15 protein-coding genes are annotated in these 13061 nt (G+C 43.0%); 2 read left to right on the top strand and 13 right to left on the bottom strand.

Features of this window, described 5'->3' with window-relative positions:
* Positions 1-6: 6 nt before the first annotated feature.
* The gene (locus N5P32_RS04075) at positions 7-654 is read left to right on the top strand and encodes a UPF0149 family protein (RefSeq protein WP_265727895.1); all 648 of its coding nucleotides are present in this window, start codon (positions 7-9) and stop codon (positions 652-654) included.
* 24 nt (positions 655-678) lie between these two features.
* On the opposite strand, the gene N5P32_RS04070 is transcribed toward N5P32_RS04075, so the two are convergent.
* The 8 genes from N5P32_RS04070 to N5P32_RS04035 are packed head-to-tail and all read right to left on the bottom strand — an operon-like array spanning position 679 to position 8398.
* Positions 679-1095: a PP2C family protein-serine/threonine phosphatase gene (locus tag N5P32_RS04070; protein ID WP_265727996.1), complete on the bottom strand. Its 417-nt coding sequence runs from the start codon at positions 1093-1095 to the stop codon at positions 679-681.
* Between the two features lie 32 nt (positions 1096-1127).
* A complete protein-coding gene (locus tag N5P32_RS04065; protein ID WP_265727894.1) occupies positions 1128-1826 on the bottom strand; it encodes a response regulator in 699 nt (232 codons plus the stop codon).
* A 10-nt stretch (positions 1827-1836) separates the two neighbouring features.
* Positions 1837-2139: an STAS domain-containing protein gene (locus tag N5P32_RS04060; RefSeq protein ID WP_265727893.1), complete on the bottom strand. Its 303-nt coding sequence runs from the start codon at positions 2137-2139 to the stop codon at positions 1837-1839.
* A gap of 24 nt (positions 2140-2163) precedes the next feature.
* On the bottom strand, positions 2164-2469 hold the full coding sequence (locus tag N5P32_RS04055; RefSeq protein WP_265727892.1) for a BolA/IbaG family iron-sulfur metabolism protein: 306 nt from the start codon (positions 2467-2469) through the stop codon (positions 2164-2166).
* A 10-nt stretch (positions 2470-2479) separates the two neighbouring features.
* Complete coding sequence (locus tag N5P32_RS04050; RefSeq protein WP_265727891.1) at positions 2480-5896, bottom strand: SbcC/MukB-like Walker B domain-containing protein; 3417 nt, start codon at positions 5894-5896, stop codon at positions 2480-2482.
* A 9-nt stretch (positions 5897-5905) separates the two neighbouring features.
* On the bottom strand, positions 5906-6559 hold the full coding sequence (locus tag N5P32_RS04045; RefSeq protein WP_265727890.1) for a DUF4194 domain-containing protein: 654 nt from the start codon (positions 6557-6559) through the stop codon (positions 5906-5908).
* Entirely contained in the window at positions 6559-7950 is a 1392-nt protein-coding gene (locus N5P32_RS04040) for a Wadjet anti-phage system protein JetA family protein (protein ID WP_265727889.1), read from the bottom strand. The genes N5P32_RS04045 and N5P32_RS04040 overlap by 1 nt, the downstream gene beginning before the upstream one ends.
* Positions 7940-8398, bottom strand: a complete 459-nt coding sequence (locus N5P32_RS04035; RefSeq protein WP_265727888.1) for a sirohydrochlorin chelatase — start codon at positions 8396-8398, stop codon at positions 7940-7942. The genes N5P32_RS04040 and N5P32_RS04035 overlap by 11 nt, the downstream gene beginning before the upstream one ends.
* Before the next feature lie 167 nt (positions 8399-8565).
* Here N5P32_RS04035 and N5P32_RS04030 point away from each other — a divergent pair, with 167 nt between their 5' ends.
* The gene (locus N5P32_RS04030; RefSeq protein WP_265727887.1) at positions 8566-9456 is read left to right on the top strand and encodes a TIGR01777 family oxidoreductase; all 891 of its coding nucleotides are present in this window, start codon (positions 8566-8568) and stop codon (positions 9454-9456) included.
* Positions 9457-9543: 87 nt separating this feature from the next.
* On the opposite strand, the gene N5P32_RS04025 is transcribed toward N5P32_RS04030, so the two are convergent.
* The 5 genes from N5P32_RS04025 to N5P32_RS04005 all read right to left on the bottom strand — a co-directional run bounded on the left by N5P32_RS04025 (position 9544) and on the right by N5P32_RS04005 (position 12989).
* Positions 9544-9954 (bottom strand): DNA topoisomerase family protein, encoded by a 411-nt coding sequence (locus tag N5P32_RS04025; RefSeq protein WP_265727886.1) that lies wholly within the window; start codon positions 9952-9954, stop codon positions 9544-9546.
* Positions 9955-9958: 4 nt separating this feature from the next.
* On the bottom strand, positions 9959-10333 hold the full coding sequence (locus N5P32_RS04020; protein ID WP_265727885.1) for a hypothetical protein: 375 nt from the start codon (positions 10331-10333) through the stop codon (positions 9959-9961).
* 21 nt (positions 10334-10354) lie between these two features.
* Positions 10355-11071, bottom strand: a complete 717-nt coding sequence (locus tag N5P32_RS04015; RefSeq protein WP_265727884.1) for an HAD family hydrolase — start codon at positions 11069-11071, stop codon at positions 10355-10357.
* Between the two features lies 1 nt (position 11072).
* On the bottom strand, positions 11073-12065 hold the full coding sequence (gene hemH, locus N5P32_RS04010; protein ID WP_265727883.1) for a ferrochelatase: 993 nt from the start codon (positions 12063-12065) through the stop codon (positions 11073-11075).
* A 120-nt stretch (positions 12066-12185) separates the two neighbouring features.
* Entirely contained in the window at positions 12186-12989 is an 804-nt protein-coding gene (locus N5P32_RS04005; protein WP_265727882.1) for a sulfite exporter TauE/SafE family protein, read from the bottom strand.
* Positions 12990-13061 lie beyond the last annotated feature (72 nt).

Here is a 13061-nt window from a genome sequence, read left to right as displayed (position 1 = left end):
ATTTACATGGCACACCAACCTCTTGATGACCTTGAGCTAGAGACGTTAGAAAATTTTTTGGATTCTGATCAGGTTCATGAGGAATGTCAGAACTTTGTGATGGCTCATGGCTTTTTGACCGCTCTTTCTATTTGCCCTACTCCGATAACGGAAGATAAATGGTTACCCGTCATCTTCGAAGACACACCAACATTCGAAAATGAAAAGCAAGAGAAGCAAATTCTTCAGTATTTATCTCGCTTGTTTGTTGATATTCAGAAAGAGTTAGAATCAGAAGAAGGCTTTTTAATTCCTTGCGAGCTAGAAATGGGAAGCTCTCCTGAGGAATTAAGTGAACTACAAGAATGGGCGACGGGCTTCATGGAAGGCGTTTTCATGACAGAAAACCAATGGTTCGAGTCGGAAAAAGAAGAAGTCGTTGCAGAATTACTTCTTCCTATTATGGTCGCTTCCGATTTATTTGATGACGAAGAAGTGGTTCAAATTCGTGAAAGTGAAAAGTTAACCAATTCGTGTATTGCTCAGATTCCTGAAGTCGTCACGGATTTGTTTTTGGTATTGCGAACCGAGCCTGAAAAACGCCCTTTCCCAAAGGCGCAACCTAAAGCAAAAACACAAGGCAACAAGAACAAGAAAAAAGGCGGGAAACGATAAGTTCAATAGACACCTGTCTGTGCATCACAGGCAGGTGTTGCGTAACGCGACAAGTGTTATATCGTCAAGCTGCTCGGTTTCCCCACGGTATTCTGCCAGCCTTTTTTCTGCGGTCTTCTGAGCGTTTAATAAGCTCACTTGAGAATATGATTCTTGAATAACTGACTGAGTTCTATCACTTCCAAGCATTTCATTAGAAGCATTTTTTAACTCTAGTACACCATCAGAAATAATAATCAAGGTATCACCAGCCAAAAGCTCGGTTTCTTGAAGGTCGGATTCAAACTCTTCCGCAGACAATACCCCCAACGGCATATGGGACGATCGCAATAAGTCAAGATGACCAGACACTCTACGAATAAACGCATTGGGCATGCCTCCTCCCCAATAGGTGATTTTACCAAAGGTCGTTATCAGCATGATGTATCCCGCACAAAACATATAGTCTGGCAAAACGCTGAGGAGTATTCGGTTTATTTTACTGGCCAATTTATTAATGCCATCCAAATCATCGACAGCGTCAAAAAAGCCTGCATCACCGGTAAAGCGCCAATGGATGCCGGTAAGCCATGACCAGTGAAGTCGCCGACAAAAACCAAACGCGCACCATCAGCGCGTGTTTTTACCAATGCCAAATCACCATTAAAGCTGGCCGCCGACAGCCTTGTAATAGCAACGCTTTCTGAATTCTGCTCACTGCGTGTTTGGATATGATCCAAAACGTGATGCGCCATTTCATGTTCGCGTTCAATCACAGTTTGATAGAAAGTCAGCGCTTTGTTTTTGCGATACATCTCTTTAATCAATTCGACATGCCGCATATGAGTTTTTAAACGAATATTAAACAATACTTCGTTGAACGGCTTTGGAATGAAATCATCAGCGCCGTTTTTAAAGCAACTGTCCATAACCGGGTCTGACGTTTGCGATGCAAGAAAGATAATGGGCACAAAACGATGTCCAGCTAGAGATTTAAGCTTTTTAACTAAATCTAGGCCATTGCCACCTTTTATGATCACGTCTAACGTCACAATATCAGGCGCAAATTCAACAAAGGCGGCGGCAGCATCGTCAAAGTTATCTACGGTTTTAACCAGCACTCCCGCTTTTTCGGCGCACAAAGAAATAATTTCGCGATAAACTAACTCACTGTCTACGCATAATAATTTCATCTATTTCGCCTTATACAATGTCAAAGCGCTTATCAAAACGAGAAATCATTAGAATGTTTTTAATGAAATCATTGGCCCCTTTTAATTGAATATGACACTCAGCATCAATCGCATTCCTCATGCTAAGCAACATACCCAGTGCTGCACTGTCTAAATATTCAACCATACTCATGTCAACTATGTATGTGTTATAGCGTCTAGTGAGATCCGAGTAAGATTCACGAAAGTCATTAAACAACGAGAAGTCAAAGCTTCCCACTATCGTGATAACAACCTGATCGCTTTCGTCATTGATAGCTACGCTAATACTCATTGGCTCATCGAGTAGACTGTTCGCCTACTCACCTCCGTGGCATTTTGGGGAAATGGGTGCAAGCGATTGACGATCTTGCCATTCTTTGATTGTATACAAATGCATAGCAAGGGCATGTATTTGTGTCATTTCCTCTTTTAAGGCGCCATAAATCAACTGATGTCGCTGGACTAGGCGTTTGCCTTGAAAGTCATCACTGACCAATACAAGCTTAAAGTGCGATTCACTTCCAACAGGAACATTATGCATATGACTCTCATTCTCGAGAGTCATATCATAAATGTTAAGGTGATCTTTAAGGCGTTGGTCTATCTGATTCTGTATCAACATAGAAACTCCATTATGCTGGTGTGGGAAGCGTGTCTAATTGCCCGTTCAGCAACACTTGCCCCTTTTCTTTAGGGTAGGCAACGTCAATCGATACCGCCCCACCTTCACGCCAAACACTGATTATTGTATCCATATTCGCCGCCATAACCGCGCGCTTATCATCTGGTGCTGCCGCGATCACTTGAAGGCCAATGTCTTTCATAAAGCCCATACACGTAGAGGTTTTCACCATGTCAATTTTATTGAACGCTTCATCAAACATGGCCAATGAGAAACCGCCAACAATTTCGCCATCCATGGTTTCATGTAAACGATACGTCGTAGACAAAGCCGCCGCAATTGCCAAGTAAAATGGGATTTGGTGTTCACCACCGGACCCTGTCTGAATACGTTGACTCAGCGTGGTTTTCTTATTGCCTTCAGCATCCAAAATATCGACTTCAAAATTATAAAATTTGCGATAATCGGCTAAATCTTGCTGCTTTTCTTCATCAGAAATCAATTCTTGTATCGATGCTATAGCGCGTGCATGGTCTGGATCATCGCTTAAGTGTGGGTCGAATAATCCACCTACATTGGCTTGATCCTGCGCACTAAAACGTTCCACCAAATCCAGAATGTCTTTCATGTCACCGTTCGGGTAGTAACGAAATTGATAGATTTCTTGGTTAAATGGACGACGTTTTAGACTGTGATTTAATTCGCGAATTATGTGCGCAACTTGATCAAGAGAATCTTTGAGTTTAGAAACATAGTCTGAACGGAATGTCTCCTCCGCTTCTTTACGAGCCAATTCAGCGCGTTTAGCGTATTTCGCTAATTCTGTCTCACTCAAAATATCAATTTGATACGAAACATAATGCTCGAACTCTTCAAACTTCGATTCCAAATAATCCAATTGAACATCGTTATCTAGACTGGCGTTATGATATTTACCGTAATGATCAGCCACTTCTTTACGGACTTTCTGATCAAAACTGCGGGCTTTTTCACTGGCTTTTTCAGCCCGACTGATGGCTTCCTTGTAAATAGCCGCACCGTTAACCATACTACCTTCAAGAAGAGAGTATCGTTCACTGGCAAATTCTGCATCGTATTTCGGGTTGGATGTTAGACGATTGCGTTCTTCATCAAGTGCAGCTAACGCTGAACTTAACTGGCTTTTCTGAGTGTTCAATGCACCAAACTGCTCTGCAATTTGTTGGCGTTCTCGGTCCAGTTTCTTTTGGTCAAGTTCAACGTTGGCGATACGGATTTTTAGTTCCTCAATTCGTTCTTGAAGATCTGTGTCATCGTGCTGTTGAAGTTGTGCTATTTCAGCATCAACGGATTCTAATTCTTGCGTGAGACGCGTCACAGTATGACTAGCGTTTCCTAACGATTCAGCATCAAACTGGTTGTTTGCCATCAGCCGGCCAAGTAATGAGTCCGCTTGCTCAAGGCGCTGGTCTGCTTTTAGGAAATCCATCAGCTCACTGCTCAGGTTAGCAAGTTGCTTTTCCCGAGACTCGCGCATGCCTTCAGTATTGATACCAACCATCATATGCGGCACGAAACGAATCGTAGAAATAGTACCAGCAAGCTTTAACATGCCGTCCGCTGTCATAGCACTGTCTTCGCGCAATAGTTCGCGCTCAGTTTCTACAGGTTTAATACCGCCTAAACGGCGATTCAAATACGCTTGAGCATGATCATTGCTGCACCTGATAAATCGCAAAGCGGAATGGTTGTCGCCACGATTTAGCCATAGACGTGTCTGCGTTGTATCAATAACACGACAGCCCATTAGTTGACGCCTGTGAGCACGAAAAATTCGAATGGCCTCTTCAGCGTCTTCTGGCTCGACGATTAACGCCTCTCGCTGTGCGCCCAAATACCCCTCAATAGCATCTTGCCACTTTCTATCCGTTACTTCAGAAAGATGACTTAACGGCGTCGCAGTGATGTTAGCGTCATTTAACAATGCAATAAGGCGTTTGGTATTTTGAGAAAGTGGACTAACACCGCCCTTCAAGGACGAGACATCTGACTCTAACTGCTTGCATTCGTCTTTTAGATTCAGAATATTCCGGTTTAAAACCGAGCGTTGTCCGAACACCTGAGATTTTTCTTTATCTAAAATATCATTAAGGGCGATCAATTTTTGTGTCAGTGGCTTCAAATTGCCTTCGATACGCCCTTCTTCGCTAATCAAGCCTTCAAACGCTGAAAACTCTTTTACCATGTTGACGACGTCCTTTGATAATACGTCCTCAAAGGCGTTCAACGCAGACAGTAACAAAGTTAACTGGCGAACTTGTAAAATCGCTTTTTGATCTTGCTGCCCTTGCAATACGAGTAGTTTTTTATTTTGTTCCAACTGCTGTAGCTTTAAACCAACATCTGAGTGCTCGTACTGCTGTTCAAAGCGAAGTAATTGGCTTTGTAATTGCTTTAATAAGCTGCCTTGTGTTGCTAATTCTTCTTCAATTTCTTCTTCGCGTTCTTTTTGCAGCTCATACTGATCTTGTATGTCGTCTTGCTTGCTGCCAAGTTCATCAAAACGCGCTTCGGTTGCTATCCATTGATAATTGATTGAACTTTGCTCTTGCTGATGCTTTTTTTCGCAATCTTGTTGAATCAATTTTAAGTCATCAATGCGTTTAGACACTTCAAGTGTCTTGGCTTCTAGGTGTCGGTATTCATTTAATGACTTCTGATAAGCGCCGACTTGCAACGGCGCTTCAGCCAACACAAAGTCTTGTACGAAGCGTGTTGGAGACGCGATTGGGACAAATTTAAGTGCGTTTTTAAAGTTTTTGAGGAAGCCATCCAATGTAATAAGGTGATCTGAACTTGGGCTCAATTCTTCAAGGTATCGATTTATATATTGCGTCGCAGACGCGCTGCCCGACTTAATGTAAGGATCTAAGCACACTTTTTTCATCGACTCGCGCACTTCAATCCAAGGTTTGGCTTTGTAGCTTTTTCCTTCCATGGCGTCGATAAAGTCAGATTTTCTTGCCCCGAAGTTAGCCAGTACAAAACGACCAAGCACGTCCTCTTCTGGTGATGCCAAAGACGCACTCAGTGCCAAACCAACTGTCGACTCTTTGCCTGTAATGCTGTCCTCAAACACCAAAGCGAGATAGCTGGTTGCATCTTGTCTTGGCTGAGTGCCAAATGCTTTAGCATTAGCCTGCCCGGAGTCAATCATCCCCAAAATATAAGAGCGAATGCTTCGACCGCTGGCTTTACCATCGTTTGCACTGGCGTTGTAATTTAGATGGCGCTTACTTGCTCCTGTAAGCACGGTCTGAATAGCATCAAGCAAAGAGGATTTACCAGACCCTGTAGGTCCGATAATGGCCGTGTTTCCACGGATGTTAATTTCTTCTGCACCAAGTAGGTACCAATTTACTAATACGATGCGATTTAACTTTTTCATATTTTGGCCCTAGTCTTGATTTGTTTCTTGCGAGTTTTCTGTTTGTAGATCGGAATCCGCGTCGGCAACATCGTCTTCATCAGGGTCTGCGCCATTAAAAGATTCTAGCTGTCTCAAATACGCTTCGGTGACGATTAGTCTCACTACAGGGGTAATGTTGATCATTTGGTTCTTACTGTCTTCTTCGTAAGATTTACCTCGTATGATCACTCCGTGGCGGCTAAACAACGCTAAAATGTCTTTAAAACGTGTCTCGCTTGGAATCTCTCTTTTTACCAGCTGAACATATCGATCTAGAATCATGTGGGTATTCGTTGCAACGAAACCATTATCCACTTCAAAATTTTCTATTTTTTCTTCATAAATCTGGCGAAGCACAAGCAAAAATAACGTCTCATCGGTTTTCAAACGAACAAACGCTTCTTTTTGAACCGGCAATACCCCAGCAAGTCGTTCATTTTCGTTGATATAGAGCTTCATGCCCAAGGCGTCAAACAGGTTGTCGAAATAATCTTGGTATGACTCCAATAGCAAATAATGCTTACGTTGGCCGTGTTTGTAGGCGCTGGCAAATTGGTTTGCTATTACGAAGTTCGCTGTTTGTTGAAATTCTTGAGCGTCTTTACCCGACTCTTCAACGACCTTTTTTAATTCTCTAAGCATTACGCTTTGCTCCTACGCACTACAGTAAATTCGCGACATTCAACGAAATCATGCACATCCAAATATTGGTTTGTAAATTGCACTTCAAATGCATCTTCTATTTTTTTAGCGCTTACACCCAAAGACCCGACATATCGTAAATGATCAAAACAGACGAAATCCTCAACCGATTCTATGGTGAAGTCGAGAATATGTTTGCGTTCACCGGTAGCAATCTGCTTGTCCAAGTAGTTCTGCATTTTGGGAATGGTGACTTGCCTTGCTTCATGGAAACGACGCTGTTGATCGCGCAATTTGATGGCGTCAGCAGACACTTCCGCAGGGGTCATTACTCGTGGTGGAGGCGGCTCTCGACGTTTGGTTGGTTGCGCTGCAGAGGCCATTCCAACAAATCGGGCGCCGACCACGTCTTTTAAAATGGGCAGTTTTTCATATTTCGCAACATCAGTGATAATGCCAGCCACTTTATTGGCCATACCTGGACGAGAACTGTCCATATATCGAGCCGTGTCTGCGGCACGCTTTTCTAGGCGATAACGATATTCATCAATGCGCTCTAAACGCTGTTCAATATTGCTGAATGTCTGAATGATGTCTCGACAATCTTTTTCAACCATGGCTTGTGCTTCAGCCATAGAAATAAGTTGCTGGTCCACATAACACTGAGCCACCTGCCCCATGGTTTCTGGATTACCAAGAAAGTCTTGTGTTAATTCCAGAATTTGCCGTCTAAAACGAAATGGGTTGTTGCTGGTTTTGATGGTCTTGTAATCGGCAATTAATATGCCTTCTACGAATAAATCAAAGAAGCCTGCCACAATGGCTTTGGGGTCACGACTGGCAAACAATTCTCGTTGAAGACTGCGTATGCCGAGTAGTATTTGGTTCAAATGGGCTGAGAAATCTCTAGAAGCTTCCGCTGATTGGCGCAGTGTCACGCCGCGTTCTTTAGGTTGTTTTGCTACGGCCTCTAGATTGCTGAGAATACTTAAAACAGTGGCACCGTAATTACGCTTACCATGTCGGCTGATTTCAACCAAAGACCGAAGCAACATTGATATCTGCGGGGTCATTAATACACTCACGCGATACAATTCTTGTTCTTCAACCAGCCAGCCAGTGTTGACCAAACGATGATAAATTCTTAATGCATAATCATGAATAGTTTTAGGTGAATCAAATGATTCTTTTTGGTCATCATGCCACGCCAATGTGTCCAACTTATGGAGCGTATCTTCAATCGATTCAATGATGGTCGATTTGTCTTTGATGGGGTCTTCAGCGTGGTCATAAAATACATCAGCCAGATCGTTTAAGACGGCTTCAATCAACCCCCTATTAGAACCGCTTAAAGCCTGAAATATTTCATCAGGTAAGTGTCTAAATAGCATGTATTCGGCTCCATGAATCAATGAAATCTAATGGCATGTTTACACCTTTACCTAGGTGGTTGGCGACGACAGTCTGCATTGCTTGTTTTACAATCACATCGTCACCAATAGGAGGCAGCAAATCGATTTGTAGATGGTCGTTTTGTAGCGCTTTAATTTGAGCGGGTACGTCATGCCTAAGGTGACGACCCACCGCTAAAAACAGCGGTAGCACCGCAACTTTTCGAACGTCTTTATTTAACAAAGCCACTACGTCTTCAAGCGAAGGGGATGTTAATTCCATGTAGGCCAAACTTGCATTTGATTCGCCATAGCTTTTGCTTACATCTTGATAAAGCGCTTCAAATGGTTGTTTCCAAAGTGGGTCAGGGCTTCCGTGTGCAAGAAGAATGATGTGATCGTACCCTTTATGTTGCATTTTGATACCTAATGTTTCTCGATTCCCCATTTTAGCCATCCTATTCCAGAAAAAGAAGGTGCAGAGTAAAAAACCTTATCATGTAATACGGATATTTAGCTAAAAAAGAGGCATCTAAAATATCAGTGAAGTTATTGATCCTATTTCTTTTTTTGAACGTACCAGTTTTACTATTGGAATTTATGAGACCAAAAAGCATGAAAATTCTACTATCCGGAGCAACGGGCTTTATCGGACGATCATTACTGGCTTCCTTACAGAATCAAAACCATCAAATTTATGCTTTGGTAAGAGCAATAAAATCCGATATAGATGATCAAGTGCAGCAACTTACCTTAGATCAGCTAGCGACATTCAATGAAAAGATGGATGTGTTCGTCAATCTGGCAGGAGAAAATATCGCTAGCCAACCTTGGACTGCGAAACGTAAAGCTGCCCTATATGAAAGCCGTGTTGGTCTAACCAAGAACATTCAATTCGCGCTAGCACACCCTCCTTCTGTGGTTATTTCTATGTCCGCTGTCGGATTTTATGGTGTCGCTAGAGACGACATTTTTGATGAAAATACACCGCCAAAACCAGGGTTTGCACATGACCTATGTGAAGCCTGGGAATCTGCAGCCAATAGTTTTGCAATAAACGATACCCGTGTGGTTGTTTTCCGCTTGGGCGTAGTGCTTGGAAAAGGAGGCGCGCTGGCAAAAATGCGCTTACCTTTTAAACTGGGTTTAGGTGGCCCCATAGCGGGCGGCAAGCAATGGTTTCCTTGGGTGCACATAAGAGATGTTGAGCGCGCCATTATGACGGCGATTCAAGAAAACTCATACAACGGCACATTCAATTTGGTTTCGCCTGCGAGCGTTACGCAAAAAGAGTTTGCTTCGTTATATGCCTCATCCATTAATCGAGCTGCTTTATTGCCGACACCAAGGTGGTTACTCAATAGTCTATTTGGTGAAATGGCGAGCTTGTTAACCGAAGGGGCGCGAGTGATTCCAAAAAGATTAGAGGAACATGGCTTTCGCTTTGACTTTAGTAATATAAAATCAGCACTGGACGATGTTGAGCAAAATATAAGTGGACGCTAGCGTTTTTTTAAAACAGGTAAGCCTTTGTCATCGTTCAGAGTGTTGGTGCATTTCGGATAGGTAATGCATCCCCAGAAGTAACCGTTCTTACTTTTTTCTGACCAAGTAATGACCACAAACACGACAGGGGTATTTTTTTGTACTGGACGGAACGCCGTTATCATCCTCCACAGTGACCTTGCAATCGGGGTAACTTGAGCAGCCCCAAAAAACATTGTCTTTAAAGGTTTTCTTACGCAGCGGCGACTGGCAAGCTGGGCAAAGGTATCGCTTTGCCCTAACTGGCTTTCCCATTTCATTGTTTGCCGTGTAGTTGCAAACTGGATACGCCTCACACCCCCAGAAACTACCATTTGCACCCTCTTTTAGAACCAGTAGGCTCTCACATTTTGGGCATCGATAACGTACTTTAGGGGCGGTGATATGCGCATCACTTTGCTCTAGAAACTCTTGCTCCCAATGGCTGGGTGGTGTCGGTTTACGTTCTTCGTCTTTCACTTCGCTACTCTTTATTTTGGTAACAAAGTGCGCTGTCTTCTGAGCAATTATTTTTCTCTTCACCCGCCAGAGACCTAATCTTTGAAGCACCTTTACGTGCGCCATCAGCGGTTGCGCTACCAATGTCTTTCATTTTTTCCCACACTGTAGAGCCCGTTTCTTTGACATTTTTAGACGCCCTTTCACTTAGCTGTGACGCTTTGTTACCCATAACCGTTGCTGCTTCGGAGGTACTTTCAATAACATTAGAGGTTGTTTCTTTGGTTTTATCCCAAAGTTCAACCGCACCGTTTTTTGCCTTATCAAAGGTGGATTCATCAGCATGCACCAAGGACGCCGTACACAATAAAATGCAAATACAAAGTTTTAAATAATTCATGTTACACCCCCACATTATTTTCTAGCGCTTAAAGTCTAACCAATTAATGAGTTCCGAAACGCCCTTCAGTGTGGTTAGTTGTGGGTATTGCAACAAGACCTCATCATTTACTTGTTCATGATCCCACGTACTATGATAGGGAATGTGTAAAGCTTGTGCCCCTAGGTCCAACACTGGAAGAATATCCGATTTTAACGAATTGCCCACCATCAAGAATTGATCTGTCGGTATCTTATGACGCTGTAAAATTTGTGCATAGGCATCGCTGGTTTTATCGCTTACAACTTCAATCACATCAAAGTAATCGGCGATTCCTGAACGCGCTAATTTACTTTCTTGATCAAGCAAATCACCTTTGGTGATCACCAATAATTGATAATGCCCTTTCAATTTGCTTAACACGTCTTTAATGTTGTCTAGCAATTCGACAGGAGAAGCCAACATACGCTTCGCCAATTCAATGATTTCGTGTATTTCTTTTCCAGAAATGCGGCCTTCAGTTAATTCAATCGCCGTCTCAATCATGGACAAGGTAAAGCCTTTAATACCGTAACCAAAATGCGTTAAATTTTTGATTTGCACTTCCGCCAAATGAGCGCGAATGTATGCTTCATCATGATAAGGCAAAAGTAGCCGCATAAATTCATCTTGCGCATGAATAAAGATATCTTCATTGCGCCACAACGTATCATCAGCATCAAACGCAATGGTGCGAATGTTTGTTTGATTTTGTGTCATATCAGTTCCATTGCTTAGTGTTTTGCTCGATTAGGCTGACATAAAGCGCAACCTGATCTGCTGTATCGTTTAATGCGGGTATGTATTCGAAGGCCTGACCCCCGTTGTGCTTGAATTCATCCCCGAGTTCCAACGTAACCTCTTCAAGTGTCTCAATACAATCAATCGAAAACGCCGGGCTAATCACGTTGATTTTTTTAATCCCCATAGAAGGAAGCGCTCTTAAGGTGGCATCTGCATAAGGTTTCAGCCATTCTTCACGACCAAAACGAGATTGATAGACGTGTGTCCAATCTTGATCACCAAGTTCTAATTCTTCAGCCACCAATTTACTGGTTATTTCACAGCGACGCGCATAAGGGTCGCCATTAGTGACATAGCGCTTAGGAATGCCGTGATAGGAGAGTACAAGATGGCGACGTTCCCCTTGCTTATCCCATTGAGCACGAACCGAGTTGGCCAGAGCTTTGATATACAGCGGATGATCCGCATAATCATGCAACAATTGTAAAGATGGCCAATGCGGGCAAGCTTTTAAAGATGACATGACTCTGTCATATGCCGCGGCTGTCGTAGTGGCTGAAAATTGTGGGTACATGGGAACAATGATAATGTTCTTTACCCCCTGCTGTCTTAACACTTCAGCGGCAGATTCCACACTGGGGTTTCCGTAAGTCATGGCCAATTCAACCGGAACCGTGTGGCCGGCTTTCTCAGACAAAGCGGCTTTGACATTCGTTTTTAACCGATTGCTTAACACCAGCAATGGGGATCCTTCGTCCATCCAAACTTGTTGATATACTTTTGCTACTTTTGGTGAACGAAATGGCAAAATGGCAAGATTCAGAATTGGCTTCCAGATAAGAGGTGACACATCAACCACTCTTGTATCGGACAAAAACTCTCGAAGATATCGGCGAACATCCGATGCGTGAGGAGCATCTGGTGTGCCCAAGTTCATCATCAAAACACCATAGTTACTCAAGTTATTCATGCGATACCTTTTGATTTATGTTCGGGTTTTATTATAACCCCATTAAATAAGGGCAATATTGAAAATACCAAGCTTATTCCCCCATCATCCACCAGCGATGATACTTTTCCACCCTACATGCTAAGCAGACCAAAAACGTATCAAAGAACAACAAACATACAGTGTCACGCTGAGAGATAGCACTCGTTTATCAAGGTCATTCCCACGCTGTCGGCATAACCAATAAAACAAAAAATGACTTAACGCCAAAAACAAAACGCTTGGTAAATGAATCGCGCCCGCAAAGGCCATACCATCCATCATAATTGTGGGTTTTGCCGGAAAAATAAAACCAACCAATGCGGCAATAGAGACAAACACTACCAAGCCGTGTGTTGTTCCATCACGTTTTGATTGGTCTATTTTTAACAAGGAGTTCATGCCATTTGCCAGCACAGTTCCAGAATTGCCTGACATGACAGACAGTGAACCAACCACCAATCCAATGGGTAGATTGGCGGCTTTAGCTGGCGTCAGTGTCGGTGTTTTTTCCAGTTTTTTGTTAAACACAATCTTAAAAACGAACATCACCGCCATCAGCGTAAAGCAAATTTTAAATAGTACTGCGCTGCTTAAAGACAGCAATTGCGCTCCAATCACACCGCCCATGGCCATACCAGGGGCAAAGTTAATCAGCTGTTGCGAATCAACTTGCCCCTGTTTCATTGATTGAATCCATGCATATAGATGAACAGGAATAAATGCCGCGACACAGCTAGCAACCAAAGGCACCATGACTTCGTCAAACGAAAAGCCAACGATAGGAAGAAAAAAATATAATGCAGGAATAGCAATGAATGTGGGCGCGATATTTATCAGCGCCGTGAGCGACCCTGTCGCCGCGCCAACCAAAATCAGCACCAATATCATTTCAATTGTAGGCATAAGGTACAACTCACTCCTCTTTGAGCCTGAAATCTTAGCAAACGAAAAAGCAGGCATTATCAGCCTGCTTTT

The organism is Marinomonas pontica (assembly GCF_026191375.1).
GTDB lineage: Bacteria > Pseudomonadota > Gammaproteobacteria > Pseudomonadales > Marinomonadaceae > Marinomonas > Marinomonas pontica.
The sequence above is the reverse complement of the archived record's forward strand: the minus strand, read 5'-3'. Positions and strand labels throughout refer to the sequence as shown.